This is a genomic window from Methylobacterium sp. 4-46, from assembly GCF_000019365.1.
Classification (GTDB): domain Bacteria; phylum Pseudomonadota; class Alphaproteobacteria; order Rhizobiales; family Beijerinckiaceae; genus Methylobacterium.
Genome location: NC_010511.1, coordinates 473,627 through 497,287, shown reverse-complemented (window position 1 = coordinate 497,287; position 23,661 = coordinate 473,627). Strand labels below are relative to the sequence as shown.

The following is a 23,661-nucleotide window of genomic DNA, read 5'->3' as shown; positions in this document are numbered from 1 at the left end:
GGCCGGCCCGGGGAGCGGCCTGAGGGGTGCGCAATGAGCGTCGTCGATTTCGCGCGGTTCGTGGACGAGCTCGCCACGCAGTCCGGACAGGCGATCCTGCCCTTCTTCCGCGCGGCCTTCGTCACCGAGGACAAGGCGATCGGCCCCAAGCCCTTCGATCCCGTGACGGAGGCGGACCGGGCCGGCGAGGCGGTGATGCGCCAGATCATCCGCCGCACCTTCCCGGACCACGGCATCCTCGGCGAGGAATTCGGCACCGAGGGGGAGGAGGCGGAGTACGTCTGGGTCCTCGATCCGATCGACGGCACGCGGGGCTTCATCGCCGGCCTGCCGCTCTGGGGGACGCTGATCGGCCTGACGCGGGCCGGCACGCCCTGCTACGGGCTGATGCACCAGCCCTTCCTGGGCGAGCGCTTCTCGGGCGACGGCCGGAGCGCGCAGTATCGCGGCCCGAACGGCACCCGCAAGCTCCTCACCCGCCGCCGCGCCGCGCTCTCCGAGGCGATCGCGGCGACGACCGACCCGCGCCTGTTCGGCGAGGGCCGGGACCGCGAGGCCTACGGCCGCGTCGAGGCGGCGACGCGCCTGATGCGGTTCGGCACCGACTGCTACTCCTACTGCATGCTGGCGGCCGGGCAGATCGACCTCGTGATCGAGGCCGGCCTGAAGCCCTACGACATCGTCGCGCTGATCCCGATCGTGGAGGGCGCGGGCGGGATCGTGACCAGCTGGGACGGCGGCCCGGCCGCGGGCGGCGGCAACGTCGTGGCGGCCGGCGACAAGCGCCTGCACGAGGCGGCGCTGGAGATGCTCAACCGCTGAGACCGGCGCTTCGGGCCGCACGGCAAGAACCTGGCGCAGGACCCGATGGCCGCGTGACCGGGCCCTGCCCTAAGCATCATTCGCCGAAGGGGTCACCGGTTCGGCGGCAAGAATGCTGCCAAAGCAAGGGACTAAGCGGAATTGCACGGCGCAATTCCGCTTAGCCGGGCGGCAGCCGCTCGAGCGCGATGAGGTCCTCCTCGCGCGGCTCCGGGAGCGGCGTGCCCGGGACGAAGGCCTCGAAGGCGGCCCAGAACTGGGCCCGGATCGCGTCCTGCTCCATCAGGATCTCGTGCCGGGCGCCCCGCAGGGTGATGCTGTGGCCGGCCTTGAGCCTCGCCGCGAAGCGCTCGATGGCGGGCGTGCTGCAGACCGGGTCGTCGCCCGCCGCCACCACCAGCACGGGCAGCCGGATCGCGAGCGGGTAGCGCGGGTCGCCGAGGCGGCGCATCGTCCGGAAGGCGGCGGCGAGCCAGGCCACGGTCGGATCCCCGACCGCGCCGGCCCCGACCGCGAGCGCCGCCGCCGCGTTGCGGGCGTAGCGCGCCGGATCGGTGGTGAGGCGATTGCCGGGGAAGGGCTTCGTGGCGATCGAGACCGGGCTGCCGCCCGGGACGAAGCGCGGGCCGAGGCCGAGCCCGTTGAGGAGGGCGGCCGCCCGCATCGCGGCCCGCGGGTGGCGCACCATCACGATGCCGAGCATCGGCGCGAGCGTGACGAGGCGGGAGAAGGGCAGCCATCCCTCCCGCGCCGCGGCCAGGCAGACCGCCCCGCCCATCGAGTGGGCGAGCCCGAAATAGGGCCGCGGCATCAGCGGCTCCAGCACCTGCGTGGCGACCGCCTCCAGGTCGAGCCGGTACTCCTCGAAATCGCCGACATGGCCCTTGCGCGCGTCCGCGACGGTGCGGTCGGAGCCGCCCTGGCCGCGCCAGTCGAAGGCCGCCACGGCGAAGCCCCGCGCCCGCAGGTCCTGGACCGTCTCGTAGTACTTCTCGATGAACTCGGCCCGGCCCTGCACCAGGCAGACGGTGCCCTTGGTGGTGCGGGTGGCCGCCGTCCAGGTCGCGGCCCGCAGGGTCAGCCCGTCCCGGGTCGGCACCGCGAGGGTGCGGGCGCCGGGCGGGATCGGGTTGTCCGGCGTGGCGATGAGCGGAACGGTCACGGGCGGGGATCTCGGGGCTGCGGCCTCGGGGATGCGTCTCCCGAGAGCACCCCGTCCGGCCGGCAAAATCAAGCGCGGGCCCCTCGCGATTCCCGCAATCCCCTCTTGAACGAAGAGGAGCCCCTCCCGATATCACGGTTGCGCCGGCCATCAGGCGGTGCAGACAAGACCACAGGTCCGGCCCTACGGCGGACCGTAAGATCACATATTGCTTCGGACGGAGAATATGTCATGCGTCAGTTCGACCTTGCTCCCCTCTATCGCTCGACTGTCGGCTTCGACCGGCTGTTCTCGGCGCTCGACCAGTTCGTGAGCGCGGAAGCGGCCCCGACCTACCCGCCCTACAACATCGAGCGCACCGGCGAGACCGCGTACCGCATCACGGTCGCCGTCGCCGGCTTCACCGACCAGGATCTGTCGATCGAGGTTCGTGAGAACGCGCTGACGATCAAGGGCGAGCGCAAGGCCGCCGAGGCCCGCAAGGGCGAGTTCCTCCATCAGGGCATCGCGGCGCGCAGCTTCGAGCGGCGCTTCCAGCTCGCGGATTACGTCCAGGTGACGGGCGCGACCCTGGAGAACGGCCTGCTCCACGTCGATCTCGTGCGCGAGATCCCAGAGGCCAAGAAGCCGCGCCAGATCCAGATCGCCACGGGCAGCGCCCCGCGGTCGATCGAGGGCACGGTCCAGCAGGCCGCGTGAGCGACCTCACCCTGACCTGAGAGCCGAGCGCCCCGGCGGAGGCCGAGGCGTTTTGACATCAGAGCCGAGCGCCCCGGCGGAGGCCGGGGCGTTTTGACGTCAGAGCCGAGCGCCCCGGCGGAAGCCGGGGCGTATTCACGCAAGAGCGGAGCGCCCCGGCGGAGGCCGGGGCGTTCTTGCATCGGGCGTCCCGGCCGCGCGTCGGGTCTCCCCCTCACGGATCCCCGAACAGCAGCTCCGTCTGGGCCTTCGGCTTGCGGGGGGTGGGCGCCTTCTCCTTCCCCTTGCGCGGGCGCTTGACGTCGGTGCCGCGGATGCGCGCCTTGCCCTTGTCGCGCGCCACCGCCTCCGGCGCGGCCTGGTCGCCGGAGAGCCACTTGCCGCGCTTGATCACCTCGTTCACCCGGCCCTGATTGACGCCGAGCTTGAAGGCGATCTCCTGCTGCGTCATCTCGGTCGAGCCGTGCAGGTCGAGGATGGCCCGGGCGAGTTCCGGGGTCATCTTCTTGCCGACGATGCGCCGGCCCGGCTTCACGGTCCGGTTCGCCCGGTCGCGCTCGCGCAGCCGTTCCAGGAGGGCGAGCGCCATCAGCATCCCGTGCTCGCGCAGGGCCTCCTCGAATTCCTTCAGCGTCGTCATCGGCGCATCCTCGGATCGACGGATCGGCGCGACGATCCCGCCTGGGGCGGGGTCGGATGCCGCGGGGCGATCACGGTTTGTGCGCGCCGGCCGGGCCGGACGCAACCGCGCGGGCGCGTCATCCACTGCTCTCGCGGCGCGGTCGCGGCGCCCGATGTCGGGCGACGGCCGCCGCGGCGGCCGCATGGAGGAGCCGCATGGACTTGCCGAGACGGACTTGTCGGCATCGACTTGCCGACATGGACTTGCCGACATGGACTTGCCGGCGCGGATGCCGCATGCGGGGGCGTTGACCGGAGGAACGTCATGGTCCTGGAAATCGCGCAGATCGAGGTGAAGCCCGGCCACGAGGCCGCCTTCGAGGACGGGGTCGCCGAGGCGGCCGCCCTCTTTCGTCGCGCCAAGGGCTGCAAGGGCATGGAGCTGCACCGCTCGATCGAGCATCCGACCCGCTACCGCCTGATGGTGAAGTGGGAGACCCTTGAGAACCACACGGTCGATTTCCGCAGCTCGCCCGATTTCCAGGCCTGGCGCGACTTGGTCTCCGACCATTTCGCCGCGCCCCCGGCCGTCGAGCACACGACCACCACCGCCGCCGGGTTCTGAACGCCGGCCGCCTTCGGCGGTTGATCCGGCCGGAGGCGCCCCCATGACTGCAGACCGCACCCAGCCCGACCGCGACCAACCCCGCCGCGCGGGCGACCAGCCCCGCCGCGGGGGCGACCAGCCCCGCCGCGAGGGCCTCGCGGAATCCAGCCTCGCCACCAGCCGCCGCCCGGCCGGGCACGCGCCGGGCCAGCCGGCCGAGCCGCCCCATCCGGCCGGCACGCCGCAGGGCGAGCCGGTCGCCGACGAGCAGATCCCCAGGGATTAGGATTTCGCCGCAGGTGACAGGACCTTGGCTTGCGGCTACTCGCTCGGGAACGTGAAGGTTCTCTGACGGCGAGGCACGCGGCCATGGCTCATCGCCCCCTGCGCATCGGCACCCGCGGCAGCCCGATGGCGCTCGCGCAGACCGGCATGGTCCGCGACCGCATCGCCGCCGCGCATCCGCACCTCGCCGAGCCGGGGGCGATGGAGCTCGTCGTCGTCAACACGGTGGCGGACCGGATCCTCGACCGGCCGCTCTCGGCGATCGGCGGCAAGGGTCTGTTCACCAAGGAGCTGGAACAGGCGCTGTTCGCCGGCGAGATCGACGTCGCCGTGCACTCGATGAAGGATGTCGAGACCTGGCTGCCGGACGGGCTCGTCATCGCCTGCATCCTGGAGCGGGACGACCCCCGCGACGCCTTCCTGTCGCTCGCTTCCGGCAGCCTCGCCGAGCTGCCCGCCGGCGCCCGCGTCGGCACCTCGTCCCTGCGGCGGGGCGCGCAGGTGCTGATGCGCCGGCCCGACCTGCGGATCGTGCCCCTGCGCGGCAACGCCAATACCCGCATCCGCAAGCTGGAGGAGGGGGTCTGCGACGCGACCCTCCTCGCCATCGCGGGGCTGGAGCGGCTCGGGCTGGCGCATCTCGCCAGGACCGTGATCCCGGTCGAGGAGATGCTGCCGGCCGTGGCGCAGGGCGCGCTCGGCATCGAGTGCCGCGCGGCGGACGAGGACGTCATCGCCCTGCTGCAGGCGGTGGCCTGCCCGCGCACGACGACGGCGCTGGCCGCCGAGCGGGGCCTGCTCGCGGAACTCGACGGGTCCTGCCGCACGCCGATCGCGGCGCTGGCGCAGATCGACGGCGACCGGCTGACCCTCGACGGGCTGCTGTTCCTGCCGGACGGGAGCGCGCACTGGGCCACGACCCGCAGCGGCCCGGCCGCGGAGGCCGCTTCGATCGGCCGGGAGGCCGGGGCGGACCTGAAGGCGCAGGCGGGCGAGACCTATCGCCGGCACCTGCAATAGGGCGGGATCCGCACGACGGGAACGCGGCGGTGTGATCCGGGACCCCGGATGAGGCCTGCCGCGAAGCGGCTCGGGCCTCCGGCAGGACCTGCGCGGATGCCATGAGTTGTGTTTCATGGACTTCTCATCGTCGGTCCTATTCCAGCCGGACCACGACGCTGTCGCTCGCGCCCGTCGCGTCCATCACGGAGATCCGCGCGAACCCGGCCCCGTCCGGCTGCCACTCCGCCTGCCGGCGGGCGGCCTCGGGCAGGGGCAGGCTGTTCACCATCCAGGTCAGGGGCAGGGTGCCGCCCAGCGCCTTCAGGGCGAGCCCGGCCGGCGCCCCCTCCGCGAAGCCGAGATCGACCCGGGCGCCGTCCGGCGGATAGGCGATCCTGAGCGGGGCTCCCGGCGCCTCGCCCGCCACCTTGGCGGCGTCGCGGCGCAGGTGGCGGAGCGGCGGCGGCAGGCCGGCCGTACTGGTCACCAGGGCGTCGCGGACCGGCGGCACCGGCTCCGGCTCGCCGCCGCAGCGCGCGAAGGCGTCGAACAGGATCGGGGCCGCCGCCACGCGCCCGACCAGGCCGGGCACGCTCGCCCCGTCCGGGCGGCCGACCCAGACCGCCACGGTGATGCGGCGGTCGAATCCCACCGCCCAGGCGTCGCGGTAGCCGTAGGAGGTGCCGGTCTTGTAGGCGATGCGGTTCGGCAGGGCGTTCTCGGGCGGCGGCGTGCCGCGCAGGATGTCAGTGACGTACCACGCCGCCACCCCCTCGGCGATGCGGGGCGGCTCGCGGGCCGGCGGCCCGGCCTCCGGCCGCCGCACGAGATCGGGCACGAGGCCGCCCCGGGCGAGGCCCGCGTAGAGCCGGGCGAGGTCGGTCAGCGTGATGCCGAGCCCGCCGAGGGCCACCGGCAGGCCGGGGGCGGCGTCGCGGGGGAGCGCGATCCCCGCCCCGCCCGCCCGCAGCCGGGCGATGAAGCGGGCCGGGCCGACCAACTCCATCAGTTCCACCGCGGGCACGTTGAGGGACATCTGCAGGGCGCGCCGGGCCGTGACCGTGCCCTGGAAGGTGAGGTCGAAATTCTCCGGCGCGTAGGCGGCCCCGAAGCGCGAGGGCCGGTCCTCGATCAGCGTCTCGGGATGGGCGAGGCCGAGTTCGAAGGCCAGCGCGTAGACGAAGGGCTTCAGCGCCGAGCCCGGCGAGCGCAGGGCGGCGGCCATGTCGATGGCGCCCGCGCGGCCGGCATCGAGGTAGCCGGCGCTGCCGACATGCGCCCGCACCGCGCCGGTGGCGTTGTCGACGACCAGGATCGCCGTCGAGAGGCCGGGACCGAGGGCGGCAACGCGCTCGGCCGCGAGCGCCTCCAGGCTCGCCTGCAGGCGCGCGTCGATGGTCAGGCGGTGGACCGCCCGGTCGGGCGCCTCGGCCAGGGCCGCCTCGGCCGCATGGGCCGCGAGCATCGGGAAGGGGCGGCGCCGCTGCGGCACCGGCTCGGCCTTGGCCGCCTCGGCCTCGTCGCGGCGGACGGCGCCCCGCGCCGCCGCGAGGTCGAGGACGCGGTCGCGGGCGCGCCGCGCCGCCTCCGGGAAGCGGTCGGGCCGGCGGGCCTCGGGCGCCTGCGGCAGGGCGACGAGGAGCGCGGCCTCCGCCAGCGACAGGCGCCCCGGCTCGTGGCCGAAATAGGCGAGGCTCGCCGCCCGCACCCCTTCGAGCGGCCCGCCATAGGGGGCGAGGGCGAGGTAGAGGCGCAGCACCCCCGCCTTGCCGAGCCGCCGCTCGAGCGCGACCGCCCCCCGCACTTGGCGCAGCTTGGCGGCGAGCGAGCGCTCGGCTCGCGGCTCGACCAGCCGGGCGACCTGCATCGAGAGGGTCGAGCCGCCCGAGACGATCCGTCCCGCCCGCAGCCATTGCCCGGCGGCCCGCAGCACCGCGAGCGGATCGACGCCCGGATGCCGGGCGAAGCGCCGGTCCTCGTAGGCCATCAGCAGGGTGAGGAAGCGCGGATCGACCGCCTCGGGGGCGAGCGGCAGGCGCCAGCGGCCATCCGCCGTCGCGAAGGGGCGCAGGAGCACGCCGGCCCGGTCGAGGACCACGGGCGAGCGGCGCTCGGCCGCCGCGAGGTCGAGGCCGGGATCGCGCCCGATCTCCCGCCACAGCCCGGCCGCGCCGGCGGCGAGCGCCGCGGCGAGCAGCAGCGCCGGGACGACGCGCCGCCACGCCCCATTCCGACCCGCCGCGCCTCCCGCCATCCCGCCCCCCGCCCGAACCGATCGGCCGAGCATGGCGCATTTCGCGTCCGGACGCGACGCCCCAAAGCCGCGGGCGGGGTCGAGCGCCTCGGGCGGCGTCGAGCGTCTCAGTCGGTCTCGATGCCGACCATGCCGGCCTCGTCGTAGCGCGACCCGGCCACCGCCCCGGGCGCGAACAGCGCGTCGAGGGCGCGCAGGTCCTCGGGCGTGAGCCGGATCTCCATCGCCGCCGCGTTCTCCGCGAGGCGCGCCTCCTTGCGGGTGCCCGGGATCGGGATGACGTGCGGCTCGCGGGTGACGAGCCAGGCCAGCGCGACCTGGGCCGCGCTGGCGCCGCGCTCCGCCGCGAAGGTTCCGAGCGCCGCGGCGAGGCGCGCGTTCCGGGCGAGCGCCTCGTCCCGGAAGCGGGGATTGGCGCGCCGGACATCGTCCTGCGCGAGGCCCGCGACGTCGACGGCGCCGGTGAGGAAGCCGCGCCCCAGGGGCGAGTAGGCCACGAGGGCGACGCCGAGGTCGCGGCAGGCGGCGAGGAGCCCCTGCTCGGGCTCCCGGGTCCAGAGCGAGTACTCGCTCTGCACCGCCGCGATCGGGTGCACGGCCTGCGCCGCCCGCAGCGTCGCCGGCGAGACCTCCGAGAGGCCGAGGGCCCGCACCTTGCCGGCCTCGACGAGGCGGGCCATCGCGCCCACCACCTCCTCGATCGGCACGGCGGGATCCCGCCGGTGGCAGTAATAGAGGTCGATCGTCTCGACCCCCAGGCGCCGGAGCGAGGCCTCGCAGGCCGCCGCCACGTAGGCGGGGGAATTGTCGATGCGGCGTTCGTAGCGGCCGGGCGCGCGCACGATGCCGAACTTGGTCGCCACCACCGCCCGGTCGCGCCGCCCGGCCAGGACCGCGCCGATCAGCGCCTCGTTGTGGCCGTGCCCGTAAGTGTCGGCCGTGTCGAGGAAGTCGTAGCCGAGGGCGAGGGCGGCTTCGAGGGCGGCGCGCGACTGCGCGTCGTCCGCCGGCCCGTAGAACTCGGACATGCCCATGCAGCCGAGGCCGGGGAGCGAGACGGTGAGGCCGGACCGGCCGAGGGGACGCTGGCGCATGGGGATCTCCTGAGGGGACGCGCCCCCATCTGGCATCTCGCCGCCGCGCCGATAAGCTCGGCCGGGCCGCACGACCTCCTGAGCGCCGTTCACCAATGCCGCGCAGCGACCTCTCCGACCTCGTCGCCTTCGCCCGCGTGGCGCGGCACCGCAGCTTCCGCCGCGCGGCGGCGGAACTCGGCCTGTCGCCCTCGGCCCTGAGCCACGCCCTGCGCGACCTCGAGGCCCGGCTCGGCGCCCGGCTCCTCAACCGCACCACCCGCAGCGTGGCGCCGACCGAGGCGGGCGCCGCCCTGCTGGCGCGGCTCGGGCCGGCGCTCGACGAGATCGACCGGGCGCTCGGCGAGGTCGCGGCCTCCGGCGGGCGCCTCACCGGCACGCTGCGGCTCAACGCCCCCCGCTCGGCCTGCCGCCTCGTCCTGGCGCCGCTCGCCGCGCGCTTCCTCTCCCGGCATCCGGGCCTGCGGCTGGAGATCGCCTGCGACGACGCGCTCGCCGACATCGTCCGCGAGGGGTTCGACGCGGGCGTGCGCTTCGGCGAGCGCGTCCCGCGTGACATGATCGCGGTGCCCCTCGGGGGGCGGCAGCGCTTCGCCGTGGTGGGCTCCCCGGCCTACCTGGCCGCCCGCGGCCTCCCCGCGACGCCCGAGGACCTCGCCGGGCATGCCTGCCTGCGGCAGCGCTTCGCGGGCGGCGCCGTGATGCGCTGGGAATTCGAGCGGGACGGTCGCGCCCTCGCCCTCGATCTCGACGGGCCGCTGATCCTCAACGAGCAGGAATTGCTGCTCCAGGCCGCGGTCGAGGGGAGCGGCCTCGCCCAGGTCTTCGAGGGCTACGCCGCCCCCTTCCTGGCGGAGGGGCGGCTCGTGCGCCTGCTCGAACCCTGGTGCCCGTCCTTCCCGGGCTTCCTGCTCTACCACCCGAGCCGGCGCCAGCCGCCCCCGCCGCTGCGCGCCTTCCTGGATTTCGTCCGGGAGAGCGCGGCGGCGTGAGCGCGGCGGCGCCCGCCCGCCTCAGCGCGGCGCGCCCACCTCCATGGCCCCGAAGGCGGTGCGGCCGTAGCGCTCGGGCCGGTACATGTCCTCGATCGTCGCCGCCGGGTGGACGTAGCGGCCCGGCGTCACCGCCCTCACCGTGTAGGCGACCGTGAGGAAGGCCGGCTGCGACGGGTCGCGGTCGTAGGCCGCCACGAAGCGGTCGTCGCGGAACTCCTTGTGGGTCGGCTGCACGTCGCTCTTCACGAAGGACAGGGCCGGCACGGCGTCGGCGTCGAGGAGCTTCGGGTTGTCGATCTCCAGCCCGGCGGGCAGGCGGTCGACGAGGAGGAGGCGGGCCGCGCGGGCCTTGTCCTCCGTCACCTTCAGCACCACCACGACCCGGTCGTTCTGGCGCAGCTGCGTGACGTCGACGAGCGAGCCGTCGAGGCGGTGGTAGCGGCGCTCGACCGTGTAGCCCCTGGCCTCCGGCGGCTCGGGGACGATCGGGCTGCCCGCGACGCCGAGCACGAGCTGGGCACTCGTCGTGCCGCGATTGGTCACCGTGACCGGCTTGGCGTCGAGCTGCGCCGCCTTGAAGCTGCGGTAGAGGGGGCCGCCCTGCGCCTCGCCGTCGACCGCGAAGGCCATGGATTCGGCCTCCTTGCTCAGGCCCTCGGCGGCGAGCACCATCCAGGCATTCTCCTGGGTGCTGGTGACCCGCCCGGAGGCCCGCTCCTCGCCGATCACCGCCCCGAGCGGCGCGATGCTGTCGCGGACGAGTCCCGTCTCGGCCGCGAGCGCGATCAGCCCGGCCCCGTCGCGCAGGCGCGAGCCGTAATCCGGCCGGTACTCGGCCTTGTCCTTCTCCCCGCGCAGGGCCGACACGGCGGCCTCGAAGGCCTTCTGCGCCCGGCCGCGGTCGCCGAGCAGCGCCAGCGCCGCCGCGATCTGGCCGCGGGCGAGGGGGGTCGAGAAGTCCGAGAGCTTCGTGTCGGCGAGGTAGCGCAGGTCCCCCATCACCGGCCGGCCGTTGCGGGCCAGCACGTAGGCCGCGTAGGCGAGATCCATGCCGCCGCCGCTGACCTCGCTGGTGTTGGCGACCGCGTTGCGCAGCCGGTCGAGGGCGAGCGAGAAGGCGGTCTGCGGCACGGGAAAGCCGCGCTCGCGCGCCCTCGTCAGGAAGTCGGCCACGTAGGCGTTGAGCCAGAGATCCTCGGAATTGGCGGCCGACCACAGGCCGAAGCTGCCGCTCGCGTCCTGGCGCGACAGCACCCGGTCGATGGCGCCGCGGATCCGCTCGTCCACCTTGTCGTCGAGGGCGAGCCGGTCGAGGGAGGCGAGGCGGTTCACGTAGAGGAGCGGCATCGCCCGGCTCACCGTCTGCTCGGTGCAGCCGTAGGGGTAGCGGTCGAGGGCCTGCAGCAGGGCCGGCACGTCCAGCCCCGCGAGCGGCGAGGCCGAGACCGTGAGCGTCCCCGTGCCCGGCAGCAGGTCGGCGAGGAGGTCGTTCGACAGGGTCACGCTCGCCCCGGGGTCGAGGGAGCGCACCGAGCGGCGCAGCAGCGCCCCGGTCCCGGGCTGCACCGCGAGCGCGAAGCTCTGCCCGGCCGCGCCGTCGAGACCCGGCCCGGTCAGCCTGAGGTCGAGCCGCGCCACGCCGGGACCGGCCGCCGTCACCGGGATCTCGATCGCGCCCCGCTGGCCCGCCTCCAGGCGGATCTTCCGGGTCAGCGCCTCGGCCGGGACCACGACCGGCCCGGAGAGGTCGAGATCGACCGCGTAATCCCCCGCCGCTCCCTCGACATTGTCGAGGGCGACGTGCAGGCGCGAGCGGTCGCCCACGTTGAGGAAGCGCGGCAGGGTGCCGGTGAGCACCACGGCGTCGCGCACGATCACGTCGGCCGCGGCCGACCCGACCCGCCCGGCCGTCCAGGCGGTCACCATCACCCGGGCGGTGCCGTTGAAGGCCGGAAGCGGGAAGGTCACCTCGGCCCGCCCGTCCGGCCCGACCGTGACGACGCCGGAATAGCGCACCAGCGGCTCCTGGGTCGGGGGCGCGTCGGCGAGTTCGGCCCCGCCGGCATCGCCGCCCGAGCGGATCGCGCCGAGCGTCCCCTGCATGCCGTCGATCAGGTATCCGTAGAGGTCGCGGATCTCGGTCGAGAGCGCCTTCTGCCCGAAGAAGAAGGCGAAGGGGTCGGGCGCCGCGTAGCGGGTCAGGTTGAGGATGCCGACATCGACCGCCGCCACCGTCACCCGGGCCTCCTCGCCGGGCTTGAGGCCGGAAAGGCGGATCGGCAGGCGCAGGTCCCCGCGGGGCCGCACCTTGGCGGGCGCCTCGACGGCGACGTCGAGGCTGCGCGCCGCCCGGTCGACGGAGAACCACGCGAGGCCGAGCGCCCGGCCCGGCAGGCGCTTGGCCGCTTGGTCGAGGGGCCGGTAGGCGGTGGCGACCAGGTAGGCGCCCGCGCCCCACTCGGCCTTGACCGGGATCTCCACGGCGCCGCCGCCCGCCGGCACGGAGAGGGTGCGGATCTCGTGCACCCGGTCGCTCACCACCGCGACCGTGGCGGTGCCGGCGAAGCGCGGCGCGAACCGCGCCTTCAGCGTCTCGCCGGAGGCGTAGGCGGCCTTGTCGAGGGTGAGGTCGAGGAGGTCGGGCGCGTCGGCGCTCTCGCTGCCGCCGGTGCCGACCGTGAAGCTCAGGCTCGCGGCCTGCAGGTTCGGCGCGCTCACCTCCAGCCGGTAGGTGCCGAACTCGACCGGGGCGGCGATCCGGGCCGGGGCGTCGGGGGCGAGATCGAGCGCGCCGTTCGCCACCTTGCGGCTGGTCCTCACAGCCTCGTAGGACCAGCGGCCGTCCGCCCGGTACCATTGGTAGTTCCGCTCGACCTTCTTGAGCGTCCAGGCCGCGCCGCGGGCCGGCAGGCGCGTGCCGTCCGGCTGCGCCGCGACCACCTCGAAGGTCGCGGTCCCGCCCTCGCGCAGGTCGCCGAAGGTCTTGCGCAGGGCGACGACCGGGCCGGCCGGCAGGATCGGCAGCGTCACGCTGCGCTGCACGGCCCGCCCGCCCGGCTCGCCGACCTGGAGCGAGACCTTCGCCTCCAGGGGGCGCGGGGCGCTGAGCGCCGGCACGGGGGCCCGCACCGTCGCCCTGCCCTGCGCGTCGGTGGTGACCCGCTCGTCGATCTCGGCGGTGGTCGGCACCACGCTCTCGTCGTCGAGGCCGATCGCGAAGCCGTCGAGGCCGCGGATGCCGCTCGACGCCGCCGCCTGCACGGCGACGCTGCCGCCGACCTGGAGGTTCGCGCCCGGCGCTCCGTAGAGGAAGCGGGCCGCGACGTCGATCACGGCCGGCTGGTTCGGGGCGAGCGCGGGAGCCTTGGGCGTGAGCGTCACCTCCAGCCGCTCGGGCAGGTAATCCTCGACCAGGAAACTCGCCTCGCCGACCGGCGCCGCCTTCGGGTCGGTGTAGGCGAGCACGCGCCAGGTGCCGGGCGCGGCGCCGGGGAGGAGCGGCAGCGGGAAGGCGCGCCCGCCGAGCCCCGCATCCGGCACGGCGGCGCGGCGATACTCGATCCCGTCCGGGCGCTTCACCACCAGGGTGAGGGGCAGGCCCGGGATCGCCGCGCCCTTCGCGTCGCGCAAGAGGGCGGTGATCTGGACGGTCTCGCCCGAGCGGTAGACGCCGCGCTCGGGGAACACGAAGGCCTCCGCCGCGGCGGGGGCGGGCCGCCCCTTCACGCCGCGGTCGGCGAGGTCGAAGGCGCTGAGCGCGAGGTCGAGGAAGCCGTAATCGTCGCCGAGCCGCGCCACGACGAGGCTCGGCGCGATGCCGCCCTCGCCCCGGGACAGGCCCGGATCGAAGGCCGCGTGGCCCTGCGCATCGGTGGTCCTGACGCCGAGCACCTCGTTGTTGCGGGCGACGAGGCGGATCTCCGCCCCCTGCACGGTCGCGGCGCTGGCCAGCGAGCGCACGAAGACGTGGACCCCGTCCGCGCCCTTGAGGGCGGTCAGGCCGAGATCGGAGACGACGAACCACTGGGTCGCCTGCTGGTCGTAGCCGCCGGTCTCCTCGTCGCCGAGGGCGGCCGTCCCGCTCGGCTGCGCCAGCATCACGTAGAGCCCGGGCTCGATCTTGCCGACCGCCTGCAGGACCGGGAAGGCGGTGACCACCTCCTGGTTCGGCTCGGCCCCGGCGGTGTCGAGGGTGCCCTTCCAGACCCGCACGCCCTTCTCGCGCGCGAGGGTGCGGGCGGTGGCGCCGGTGAGCTGCGACAGGAACTCCTCCGAGCGCAGGGTCGGCAGCAGGCCGCGGTCGCCGATGCGCAGCACCTCGACGTCGAGCTTCGGGGCGTTCACCGAGACCAGGGGCACGCCGGCCTGGCCGGTGCGCGGCAGGACGTAGTTGCGGCCGGTGAAGCGCACCTGGGGCGAGCGGTCCCGGACGTAGATCTCGTAATCGGCGGATTTCCGCAGGGTCTCGCCGGCGATCGCCGAGGGAAGTCCCTGGCGCAGCACCACGGCGTAGCGCTCGCCGTGCTTGAGCCCGTCGACGCAGACCTGCTGGCCCTCGGCGGTGACGGCGGCGTTCGCGGCCCCCGACACCGCCACGAAGGGCGCCATGTCGGTCTTGGCGGAGAGGTCCTCCGAGAAGGTGAAGCAGGCCCGGGGGGCGGCGGCCTCCGAATCGACCTTGTAGTCGGTGATGCGGAAGCCGTGCTTCTCGCGCAGCTCCTCGTAGGCGGCGCGGATGTCGGACGCGTCCGCGAGGGCGAGGCTCGCCTTGTAGGCGTCGAGGGCCGGGCGCCAGCTCTCCTGGTCGGCCAGGACCCGCCCGAGCAGCGCCAGGGCCTTGGCCTCGTCCGCGCGGCTCGCCGCCCGCTGGTAGGCGAGGTAGGCGCCCGCGCGGGCGCGGCGGCGCAGCTTCTGGTTCTCGTCGTAATCGTCGTTCTCGACGCCGTTGGCGGTCTCGGCGAGGGCGTACCAGGTCTTCCAATCGCCCGGCTCGGCCGCGATCGCCCCCGCATAGGCGGCGAGCGCCCCGTCATGGTCGTCGTCCTTGAACAGCTTCTCGGCCTCGCGGCGCCACTGGGCGGCGGGCTTCTGGGGCTTTCCGGCGGCGTCGCTGCGGATCTCGGCCTCGAGCCGCACCGCCTCGCTGGCGAGGTCCTGGCGCACGAAGCCCTTGGGCGCCGGGTCCTTGGGCGGGGGCACGAGGGCGGACGGGGCGGGCCGGGGCGGTTGCGGGGCCTGCGCGGCGGCCGGGACGATCAGGGTCAGCGCCACCGCGAGGGCGCCGGCGAGGCGCCCCGTCCGGGTTGCTCTCAACATCGTCTGGCCTCGTGCGCGTGCGTTCCTCGCACGAGCCTATCATTTGGGCGGCGCGCCGCAACGCTTGGGAAGGCCGCCCGGCGCCGGACCCGGCGATCCGGTCCGGCGGGCTCACTTTATGCGGGGCGCGGCTTCTGCCAAGGTCGCGCGATCTCCCGGACAGAGCCGCCCATGCCGCGCCGCCTCGCCCTGCTCCTCGCCGTCCTGCTCAGCCTGCCGGCCGCCGCCCAGCAGCCGGCCCCGCGGCCGGGGCCCGCTCCGGCGCCGAAGCCTGCTCCGGCGCCCAAGCCTGCTCCGGCGCCCAAGCCTGCTCCGGCGCCCAAGCCTGCTCCGGAATCCAAGCCCGCCCCCGCCGCCCCGCCCGCCGACGCGGCCTTCGAGGCCGCCCGCGCCGCCTTCGAGGCCCGGCCCGAGGCCGAGCGCCGGGCGGTGCAGGAGGCTCTCGTCTGGGCGAGCGACTACACCAGCGTCACGACCGGCACCTTCGGCCGGCGCACCTACGAGGCGCTCGTGGCCTGGCAGGGCCAGAACGGGCTCGAACCCAGCGGCCTCCTCGACGAGCGCGCCCGCGCCCGGCTCCTCGCGGCCGGTCAGGCGGCCAAGCAGGCGGCGCAGTTCACCCTGCAGGCCGATGCCGCAACGGGCATCACCCTCGGGGTGCCGGAGCGGCTGCTGTCGCGGCGCGGCAGGATCCCGAACGGCAGCCGCTGGCAGAGCCCGGACGGCCGCGTCACCCTCGATACCAAGGCCTTCGCGCCGGGCGAGACCGACCTCGACGCGCTGTTCGAGAAGGCCGCCTCGGTCAGCCCCGAGCGCAAGGTGACCTACAAGCTCAAGCGGCCCGACTTCGTCGTCGTCACCGGCGAGACGCCTCAGGGCAAGTTCTACATCCGCTACGCGGCCGGCCCGGCGGGGCTGCGCGGCTTCAGCCTCGCCTACGACAAGGCCCTGGCCCGGGAGGTGGACAGGCTGGTGATCGCGGTGGCGAACAGCTTCGCGCCGTTCCCCTCCGAGGCGCCGGCCGCTCCCCCGGCAGCCGCGACCGCCGCGGCCCCGATCGCACCGGCCCCGGCCGGCAGCTCGGCGACCGGGCTCGCGGTCGGGCCGCGGCGCCTCGTGACGGCCGCCGCGGCGATGGCCGCCTGCCCGGCGCCCCTCGTCGCCGGGGCGCCCGCCCGCGTGGTGCGGCAGGAGGCGGGCCTCGCCCTCCTGGAGACCGAGCGGCCGCTGAGCCCCGGGACCCTCCCGCCCGCCGCGCCGGCGGCCCCGGCGCCGGGAGAGGACCTCGTCGTGCTCGGGATGGGCCGCGACGGCGCCCCGACCGTCGCGCCGGGGGTGGCGGGGGCGGCGGGCGGCGTTGTGGCGCCGCTGCAGCCGGGCGCGGCGGGGGCGCCGGTGCTCGACCGGGCCGGGCGCCTCGTCGGCTTCGTGGCGCAGATGCCGGCCCAGCCCCGGCTGATCGCGGGCGTGATGCCGCCGCTGACGCATCCGGTCGTCGGGGTCGCGGCCCTGCGCGGCCTCGGGGCGGCGGAAGGCGCGGCGCTTCCACCCTCCGGGCCCGCCGCCCCGAAGAGCGCGGGCGCCATCGCGGCGCCGCTCGCCGGGGCGCTGGTGGCGGTGCAGTGCCGCGGGTGAGGGGGCTGGCGGGACGGGGGCTCTCCGCGCGCCGGGGCCTGGAAGGCCGACCGTTCCTCGATCGCGATCGATCGGGTTCGTCGGAGAGGCTGGAGAGCCATCGGTCCGTTCGCCCGGCTCACCCCCGCGCGAGCGCCACGGCCGCCTCGGTCAGCGCCCCGTCCGGGCGGATCAGCTCGCTCAGCACCGAGAAATGGTCGTGCCCGGGCAGGGGCCGCAGCGCGCCGGGCAGCCCGGCCGCGCGCCAGGCCGCCCCGTAGGTCTCCGATTGCCGGCGGAGCTCCGGCAGCTCCTCCGCCCCGTAGGCGACGGTGAGCGGGCCGGACGCGGCCGGCAGGTGGCGGATCGGCGAGAGCGCCTCCACCTCCTCCGGGCTCAGGTTCAGCGCGTCGTTCAGGGCCGTCCCGCGGATCGGCGCGAGGTCGAAGATCCCGCTCACCGCGAGCGCCGCGTCGGCCTGTCCGCGGGTCAGGGCGAGCGCCGCGAGGTGCCCGCCCGCCGACCAGCCCGAGACGACGAGGCGTCCGGCCTCGCGGCGACGCAGGACGGCGAGCGCCGCGCCGACCTCCTCGGCGATGCGGGTCAGGCTCGCCTCGGGTGCCAGCGTGTAGCCGATCAGCGCCACGTCGAGGCCGCGGGCGAGGGGACCCTCGGCCATGCAGGCGAAGCCCTCCTTGGCGTTGCGCTGCCAGTAGCCCCCGTGCAGGAAGGCCAGCAGCGGCGCCCCGGCGGCGCCGCACCGGAACAGGTCGAGGCGCTGGCGCGCCTCGGCCCCGTAGCCGAGGTCGAGCTCCGCCGGATGCGCCTGGCGGAGGGCGGCGCTGCGCTCCCGCCAGCCCGCCACGATCGCGGCGCTGCCCGCCACCGCGCCGGAATTGTCGTAGGCGGCGCTCAGGGCCGCGCGGTCCATCGCTCGCCAAGCGTCAGGCATGGCGTCAGGCATGGCTTCAGTCACGGCGTCAGGCATCGTCCCCCGTCCCGAGATACCAGTCGAGAATATCCCGGCCCTGCCAGAACAGCACGTCCGATCGGGCCGCGAGGGCGTCGAGGAGCCGCTCCACCACGGCGATCCGGTGGGGCACGCCGGTGATGTAGGGGTGGATCGCGAAGCCCATCACCTTGGCGCCCCCGAGCGGCCCCGCGCTCGCGGCCTCGGCCGCGAGCCGCTCGACCTGCGCGAGGGCCCGCGCGAGGAACTCCTCGGCCCCGTGGTGCTGGATCGCCAGGACCGGGATGTCGTTCAGCTCGACCGAGTAGGGCAGGGTGACGAGGGGGCCGTGGCGGGTGCGCAGGCGGCAGGGCCGGTCGTCCATCGGCCAGTCGCCGACGTAGCGGATGCCCGCCGCCGCGAGGTGGTCGGGCGTGTCCAGGGTCTCGGTCAGGCCGGGGCCGAGCCAGCCCAGCGGCGGGCCGCCGGCGAAGCGCGCGATCGCCTCGACCGTGCGGGCGATCATGGCGGGCTCGTCCTCGACCCGCTGCGTCGGCACTTGGTGGAAGCCGTGGCCCATGAACTCCCAGCCGGCGTCGCGGGAAGCCGCCGCGACGCGCGGATAGGCCTCGCAGACCGAGCCGTTGATCGACAGGGTCGGGCGGATGCCACGGCGCGCGAACGCGTCGAGGAAGCGCCAGAACCCGACCCGCATCCCGTATTCGTGCCAGGCCCAGTTCGGCAGGTCGGGCAGCAGCGCCGCCGCGGTCGGCGCCACCAGCACCTGCCGGGGCATGGGGTTGTCGATGAGCCAGTGCTCGACGTTGACCACGGGCCAGACGACGACGCGCTTCTCCCCGGGCAGGACGAGGCGCGGCCGGTCGACCGCCGCCCGGTAGGCGAGCCGGCGCTCCGGGCGGCGGGGATCCGCGCTCACGCGGCCCTGCGGGCGTGGTGGCTGTGGAGCTGGCCCGCCAGCATCCGGCGCACGTCGTTGAAGGCGGGACTCGACACGTCCCGGCGGCGCGGCAGCGCGATCTCGTGCACCGTCTCGATGCGGCCGGGGCCCGGCGACATCATCACCACCCGGTCGGCGAGGAAGACCGCCTCCTCGATGGCGTGGGTCACGAACAGCACGGTCAGGCCGGTGCGGCTCCACAGGTCGAGGAGTTCGTCCTGCAGCCGCTCGCGGGTCATGGCGTCGAGCGCCCCGAAGGGCTCGTCCATCAGCACGATCTCGGCGTCGTTGGCGAGGACGCGGGCGATCGCCACGCGCTGCTTCATGCCGCCCGAGAGCTGGTGCGGATAGGCGTCGGCGAAGCGCTGCAGGCCGACCACCTCGATGTAGCGGGCGGCGGTCTCGCGCACCTCCGCGGCGGGCCGGCCACGGGATTTCGGCCCGAAGCCGATATTCTCGCGCACGGTCAGCCAGGGGAAGAGGCCGTAATCCTGGAACACCATGCCGCGGCTCGGATCCGGCCCGGCGATGGGCTTGCCCCACATCAGGGCCTCGCCCTCGCTGGCGGCCTCGAAACCCGCCACGATCCGCAGCAGGGTGGACTTGCCGCAGCCCGAGGCGCCCAGCAGGCAGATGAACTCGCCGCGCCGCACCGTGAGGTTCGCGCCCCGGAGCGCGTCGACCCGCCGTCCCTGGGTCGTGAAGCTCTTCGAGACGCCGCGGATGTCGAGGATCGGGAGGGTCGGGTCAGCCATTGGTTCGGTCAGCCATTGATTCGGTCAGCCATGGGTCGGGCTCCAGGCGAGGAGGCGGCGGCCGATCAGGGTGACGATCCGGTCGGAGACGAATCCCGCCACCCCGATCACCACCATGCCGCAGATCACGATCTCGGTGCGGGAGAGCTGGCGCGCCTCCATGATCATGGCGCCGAGGCCGGTCGGCACGCCGGTCATCTCGCCGACCACGATCACCACCCAGGCGAAGCCGAGGCCGAGCCTGAGGCCGGTGAAGATCGACGGCAGGGCGGCCGGCAGCACCACCTGGGTGAACTGCGCCGAGCCGCGGCAGCCCAGCATGGCGGCGGCCTCGAACAGCCGCGGCTCCACCGAGCGCACCCCGAACACCGTGTTGACCAGGATCGGGTAGAAGGCGCCGAGGAAGACCAGGAAGCAGGCCGAGCGCGGACCGAGGCCGAACAGGATCATGGCGAGCGGCAGCCACGCGGTGACCGGCACCGGCCGCAGGATCTGGAAGGTCGGGTCGAGGAGCTGGCGCACCAGGGGCACCCGGCCGATGAGCAGGCCGAGCGGCAGGGCGGCCAGCACCGCGAGGCCGAAGCCGCCGAGGACCCGGCTCACCGAGGCGGCGAGGTGGGTGAGGAGCGTGCCGCTGAAGGCGTCGTCGTTGACGCCGCCGACCGCGAGGTCGCGCAGCTCCGTCCAGACCTCGCCCGGCGGCGGGATCAAGCTGTAGGGCCGGCCGACCGTGGCGAGGTGCCAGACCGCGCCGAGCGCCAGCGGGAAGGCGAGGGCGAGGAGCGGCTCGCGCAGCCGCGCGAGGCCGGGCGCCCGCCGCGGGACGACCGGCGCCTCGCCCGCCGCGGCGGGCGGCGCCTGCGTCAGGTCGGCGGCGCTCACGCGGCCCTCATCGCGCTGACGAAGCGGGTGTCGATGAAGCTCGCGAAATCGGGCAGGCGCTTGATCTGCTTCAGGACCAGCATGTGCTCGGCGTAGGCCCGGGCCTGCTTCACCTCGGTCTCGCCGAGCTGCCAGGTCAGTTCGACGTTCGGGGCCGAGATCTCGATCGCCTCGCGCTTCTGGCCGAGCTTCGCCACCGCCATCGCCACCATGGCGTCGCGGTTCTTGGCGGCGTATTCGGTGCCCTTGCGGTGGATGTCGAGCATGGTGCGCACGAGGTCGGGCTTCTCCGCCAGCGTGTCGCGGTGGGCCCCGAACACCATGTTGAGGGCGCCCATCTCGGTGCCGTAGGGATACTCGACCAGGCTGCCGATCCCCGTCGAGAGGCTGACGCCCGGGCCCGGCTCGGCGCCCACGTAGGCGTCCACGTCGCCCCGCGCGAGCGCGATGTGCATCTCGCTGAACGAGACCCGCACGGGCGTGATGTCCTTCACGCTCATGCCCTCCATGCGCAGGCGCTCCAGGACGAAGACCTCCTGCGTCGAGCCCGGCCAGATCGCGACCCGCTTGCCCCGGAGGTCCTTGAGGCCGGCGATGCCCGATTCCTTCCTCGCGATGATCGCCATGCCGCGGTTGCAGGCGGAGGCGATCACCACGAGGGGCTCGCCCGCGGCGGCGCCGAGCGTGGCCGCCGCGATGCCGAACATGCCGAAATCCACCGACTTAGTGACGACGGCGTTCTTGCACTCGGTCGGGCTCTCGAAGGGCACCACCTCGACCCGCACGCCCGCCGGCGTGAACTGGTCGTAGAAGTGGGGCGCGATCGAGTGGATGAGCTTGAGCGAGCCCATGCGGATCACGGTCGGGGCCTGCGCGCGCAGGGGCAGGGGGCTGAGCACCAGGCCGGCGGCGAGGCCGGTCAGAAGGTCACGGCGGCGGATCATGGCGGCATTCCGGTAACCTGAGACGCGGCCAGGCTATTCCGCGCGGGTGTTGCGGGCGAGTGCTGGTTTTCGATTGACCCGTTGCGCTATCGGCAACACCCTGGCGCCTCGGGAGCGGGGACGGCGATGAAGCACCTGCGCAGCTTGTCCTACGTGGCGGAGATCGCGCGCAGCGGCTCGATCCGGCGCGCCGCCGAGGTGCTGCACATCGCGCCCTCGGCCCTGACCCGGCAGGTGCAGGAACTCGAATACGAACTCGGCACTCCGATCTTCGAGCGGCTTGCCCAGGGCATGCGGCTCAACGCGGCGGGCGAGCTGCTGGTGCGCCACATCCGCGACCAGCTCGCCGACCTGGAGCGGGTGCGCTCCCAGATCGCCGACCTCTCGGGGGTGCGGCGCGGCCACGTCGCGCTCGCCTGCAGCCAAGCCTTCGTCAACCAGGTCGTGCCGGAGGAGGTGGAGCTCTACCGGGGGCACTTTCCGCAGGTGACCTTCACGGTCCAGGTGCGCGACCACGTCCAGGCGGTGGCGGCCCTCGCCGCCTTCGAGGCGGACCTCGCCCTGGTGCTGCAGCCGCCGCCCTCGTCGGATCTCCAGGTGCTGTTCGCCTGCCGCCAGCCGGTCTGCGCCATGATGCGCGCCGGGCACGCGCTGGCCCGGGAGGCGGGGCCGGTGCGGCTGCGCGACTGCCTCGCCCACCCGCTCGCCCTGCCGGACCGCTCCCTGGCGCTGCGCCACCACCTCGACCGGGCGCTCGCCCGGACTGGCGCCCCGCCCCCCGCGATGGAATCGGGCTCGCTCGAATTCCTGCGCGAATTGGTGCTGCGGGAGGAGGTGGTGAGCTTCCAGGTCCCGAGCGGGATCCCGCGCGACCCGCGCCTCTGCGCCCGGCCGATCGACGCCCGGGACCTCGACACGATGGCGATGATCCTCGGGCAGTTCCGCGGCCGCATGCTGCCGGTGGCGGCGGCGAAGTTCGCCGACCAGCTCGCCAGCAGCCTCAACCGTCGCTACGGGGCGGCCGAGGCGGGCGACCCGGCCGGGCCGGCAGCGCCCCGGCCCGCGCCGGCCTGAGCGGCCCGCATCCCGCCGGCCGCGCCTGCCGCGGGTCAGCGCTGCAGGACGGCCCGGCAGTGATCCGCGAGCGCGCGCACCGTGCGCTCGAAGGCCTGGAAGGCCGGCGTCGCCTTGTCCCAGTTCTGGGCGCTGACCCCCTCGACCACCTCGGCGGCGTGGCGGCGGGCCTCGTTGGAGCAGGCCAGGATCGCCTCGAAGGGCAGCCCCGCATAGGCCGGGTCGGCCTTGAGGAGCCCGCACTGCGCCGGCACGTCGACGGCGCCGAGGACCGCCTCCTCGGGCCGCGCCGGGCGGGCGCCGATCAGCACCAGGGCGAGGCGCCGCTTCCAGGCGGCGAGGTCGGCGGGCAGGCGCACGAAGCCGAAGCCCGCGATGTCGCGGCCGGCGGACCCGTCCAGCGTCTCGATCGCGAGCGTTTCGGCCCGGGCGAGCTGGCTCATCAGCCCGTCGATCTCCTGGCGGGTCTTCTCGGTCTTGGCGGCGACCTGCTGCACGCCCGCGGAGATTTCCTGCGTGGCGGCCTGCTGCTGCCCGAGCACGTCGGCGAGCGCCCGGATGCCCTCGGCGGAATGGGCCACCGTCTGGCCCTCCTCCACGATCCGCGCGCCGACGCGCCCCACGGCGGCGGTCCCGGTCGCGACCGCCTGACGGCTCTCCGACACCGCGCCCTGCATGGCGGCGAGTTCCTGCAGCAGGGCGGCGAGGCGCGTGCGGATCTGGTCGGTCGCCCGCGCGGTCTGGCCGGAGAGCTGCTTCACCTCGGCGGCGACCACCGCGAAGCCCTTGCCGGCCTCGCCGGCCCGCGCCGCCTCGATCGTCGCGTTCAGGGCGAGCAGGTTGGTCTGGCTCGAGATCGCCTCGATGGCGCCCGCGATCTCCTGGATCTGCTGGGCCGCGGATTCGAAGCCCCGCAGCCTCTGCTCCATCTGCACGGCACCCGCCTCGATCACCTCCATGGTGCGGGTCGCCTCCTGCATGTCGGAGGCGCAGCCGACGATGCCCGCGCGCGCCTGCTCGGCGAGCTGGGCGCTGCCCTGCGAGCGGCTCCACAATTCCCGCGTGGAGGCCGCCACCTCCTCGACCGCCGACGCCATCGAGCGGGTCTGCGCCGCCATCTCGGACGCGTCGTGCGTCATCCAGACCAGGATGGTGCCGGCCTCAGAGGCTTCCGCCGAGACGCGGGCGCTGAGCCCGAGATCGGTGCCGGCGCTGCGCCGGCTGCGCGCGACCAGCTGGGCGAGCGCCGCGCCGATCCTCCCGCCGAGGCCGGTCATCTGGCCCGAGGCGATCGCTTGGTCGAGCAGGTCGGCGATCCGGTCCTCAGCCGCCGCGGCGGTCTCGATCGTGGCCACGGGTGCAGTGCGGGAGGAGCGCAGGGAGCGGAACATCAAGCGGTGCTCGCGGTTGGATTTCTCCTTTATCGTGCAAGTCAGTTGACGGACCGTTAATAACGTCCCGCTCCCCCCGCGACAGGTGCGGCCATCATAAACAAATACCAATCACGACGACGACCGGGCGGCTTCGCTGTCCACTATGGGACAATATCACCCGGAAACACACTCAACTTGCGATGTCCTGGAGCGCGCGTCGAGCCGAGTCGGCGGAGAGCGCAACTCCGACGGGAA

19 protein-coding genes are annotated in these 23,661 nt (G+C 74.6%); 8 read left to right on the top strand and 11 right to left on the bottom strand.

The annotated features are described in order from the left end of the window. Positions 1 to 33 precede the first annotated feature (33 nt). Positions 34 to 822, top strand: coding sequence for a histidinol-phosphatase (gene hisN, locus M446_RS02015; protein WP_012330398.1), 789 nt, complete (start codon positions 34 to 36; stop codon positions 820 to 822). A 160-nt stretch (positions 823 to 982) separates the two neighbouring features. Here the strand turns inward: hisN and M446_RS02010 are convergent, their stop codons facing one another. Further along, the gene (locus M446_RS02010) at positions 983 to 1,984 is read right to left on the bottom strand and encodes an alpha/beta fold hydrolase (protein WP_012330397.1); all 1,002 of its coding nucleotides are present in this window, start codon (positions 1,982 to 1,984) and stop codon (positions 983 to 985) included. 231 nt (positions 1,985 to 2,215) lie between these two features. Here M446_RS02010 and M446_RS02005 point away from each other — a divergent pair, with 231 nt between their 5' ends. Further along, positions 2,216 to 2,683 (top strand): Hsp20 family protein, encoded by a 468-nt coding sequence (locus tag M446_RS02005; protein WP_012330396.1) that lies wholly within the window; start codon positions 2,216 to 2,218, stop codon positions 2,681 to 2,683. A gap of 214 nt (positions 2,684 to 2,897) precedes the next feature. Here M446_RS02005 and M446_RS02000 read toward each other — a convergent pair whose 3' ends face one another. Further along, positions 2,898 to 3,323, bottom strand: a complete 426-nt coding sequence (locus tag M446_RS02000) for a hypothetical protein (RefSeq protein ID WP_012330395.1) — start codon at positions 3,321 to 3,323, stop codon at positions 2,898 to 2,900. A gap of 306 nt (positions 3,324 to 3,629) precedes the next feature. Here M446_RS02000 and M446_RS01995 point away from each other — a divergent pair, with 306 nt between their 5' ends. The 3 genes from M446_RS01995 (at position 3,630) to hemC (ending at position 5,216) form a co-directional block, all read left to right on the top strand. Then, a complete protein-coding gene (locus M446_RS01995) occupies positions 3,630 to 3,929 on the top strand; it encodes an antibiotic biosynthesis monooxygenase family protein (protein ID WP_012330394.1) in 300 nt (99 codons plus the stop codon). 43 nt (positions 3,930 to 3,972) lie between these two features. Further along, positions 3,973 to 4,197 carry a hypothetical protein gene (locus M446_RS01990; RefSeq protein ID WP_012330393.1) on the top strand — a complete coding sequence of 75 codons (225 nt, stop codon included), beginning with the start codon at positions 3,973 to 3,975 and terminating at the stop codon, positions 4,195 to 4,197. Positions 4,198 to 4,280: 83 nt separating this feature from the next. Next, on the top strand, positions 4,281 to 5,216 hold the full coding sequence (gene hemC / locus M446_RS01985; protein ID WP_012330392.1) for a hydroxymethylbilane synthase: 936 nt from the start codon (positions 4,281 to 4,283) through the stop codon (positions 5,214 to 5,216). Positions 5,217 to 5,352: 136 nt separating this feature from the next. Here hemC and pbpC read toward each other — a convergent pair whose 3' ends face one another. Both pbpC and M446_RS01975 read right to left on the bottom strand, forming a co-directional pair. Then, positions 5,353 to 7,485, bottom strand: coding sequence for a penicillin-binding protein 1C (gene pbpC / locus M446_RS01980; RefSeq protein ID WP_018262812.1), 2,133 nt, complete (start codon positions 7,483 to 7,485; stop codon positions 5,353 to 5,355). A 74-nt stretch (positions 7,486 to 7,559) separates the two neighbouring features. Continuing rightward, the gene (locus M446_RS01975; RefSeq protein ID WP_012330390.1) at positions 7,560 to 8,546 is read right to left on the bottom strand and encodes an aldo/keto reductase; all 987 of its coding nucleotides are present in this window, start codon (positions 8,544 to 8,546) and stop codon (positions 7,560 to 7,562) included. A gap of 95 nt (positions 8,547 to 8,641) precedes the next feature. On the opposite strand from M446_RS01975, the gene M446_RS01970 reads away from it, so the two are divergent. Then, positions 8,642 to 9,538 carry a LysR family transcriptional regulator gene (locus M446_RS01970; RefSeq protein WP_012330389.1) on the top strand — a complete coding sequence of 299 codons (897 nt, stop codon included), beginning with the start codon at positions 8,642 to 8,644 and terminating at the stop codon, positions 9,536 to 9,538. Between the two features lie 21 nt (positions 9,539 to 9,559). Here the strand turns inward: M446_RS01970 and M446_RS01965 are convergent, their stop codons facing one another. Then, positions 9,560 to 14,857: an alpha-2-macroglobulin family protein gene (locus tag M446_RS01965; RefSeq protein ID WP_012330388.1), complete on the bottom strand. Its 5,298-nt coding sequence runs from the start codon at positions 14,855 to 14,857 to the stop codon at positions 9,560 to 9,562. A 171-nt stretch (positions 14,858 to 15,028) separates the two neighbouring features. Here M446_RS01965 and M446_RS01960 point away from each other — a divergent pair, with 171 nt between their 5' ends. Continuing rightward, entirely contained in the window at positions 15,029 to 16,492 is a 1,464-nt protein-coding gene (locus tag M446_RS01960; protein ID WP_012330387.1) for a peptidoglycan-binding domain-containing protein, read from the top strand. Positions 16,493 to 16,610: 118 nt separating this feature from the next. Here M446_RS01960 and M446_RS01955 read toward each other — a convergent pair whose 3' ends face one another. From M446_RS01955 to M446_RS01935, 5 genes are read right to left on the bottom strand one after another with little or no spacing between them, the layout of a single operon-like run. Next, a complete protein-coding gene (locus M446_RS01955) occupies positions 16,611 to 17,435 on the bottom strand; it encodes an alpha/beta hydrolase (RefSeq protein WP_012330386.1) in 825 nt (274 codons plus the stop codon). A gap of 16 nt (positions 17,436 to 17,451) precedes the next feature. After that, on the bottom strand, positions 17,452 to 18,357 hold the full coding sequence (locus M446_RS01950) for a polysaccharide deacetylase family protein (protein WP_012330385.1): 906 nt from the start codon (positions 18,355 to 18,357) through the stop codon (positions 17,452 to 17,454). Then, positions 18,354 to 19,133 (bottom strand): ABC transporter ATP-binding protein, encoded by a 780-nt coding sequence (locus M446_RS01945; protein ID WP_012330384.1) that lies wholly within the window; start codon positions 19,131 to 19,133, stop codon positions 18,354 to 18,356. Before M446_RS01945 ends, M446_RS01950 begins: the two co-directional genes overlap by 4 nt. 24 nt (positions 19,134 to 19,157) lie before the next feature. Next, positions 19,158 to 20,015 carry an ABC transporter permease gene (locus tag M446_RS01940; RefSeq protein ID WP_012330383.1) on the bottom strand — a complete coding sequence of 286 codons (858 nt, stop codon included), beginning with the start codon at positions 20,013 to 20,015 and terminating at the stop codon, positions 19,158 to 19,160. Beyond that, on the bottom strand, positions 20,012 to 20,959 hold the full coding sequence (locus M446_RS01935) for an ABC transporter substrate-binding protein (RefSeq protein ID WP_012330382.1): 948 nt from the start codon (positions 20,957 to 20,959) through the stop codon (positions 20,012 to 20,014). Before M446_RS01935 ends, M446_RS01940 begins: the two co-directional genes overlap by 4 nt. 126 nt (positions 20,960 to 21,085) lie before the next feature. Here M446_RS01935 and M446_RS01930 point away from each other — a divergent pair, with 126 nt between their 5' ends. Continuing rightward, positions 21,086 to 22,033 (top strand): LysR family transcriptional regulator, encoded by a 948-nt coding sequence (locus M446_RS01930; protein WP_012330381.1) that lies wholly within the window; start codon positions 21,086 to 21,088, stop codon positions 22,031 to 22,033. Between the two features lie 35 nt (positions 22,034 to 22,068). Here the strand turns inward: M446_RS01930 and M446_RS01925 are convergent, their stop codons facing one another. Then, positions 22,069 to 23,424 (bottom strand): methyl-accepting chemotaxis protein, encoded by a 1,356-nt coding sequence (locus M446_RS01925; RefSeq protein ID WP_043700738.1) that lies wholly within the window; start codon positions 23,422 to 23,424, stop codon positions 22,069 to 22,071. Positions 23,425 to 23,661 lie beyond the last annotated feature (237 nt).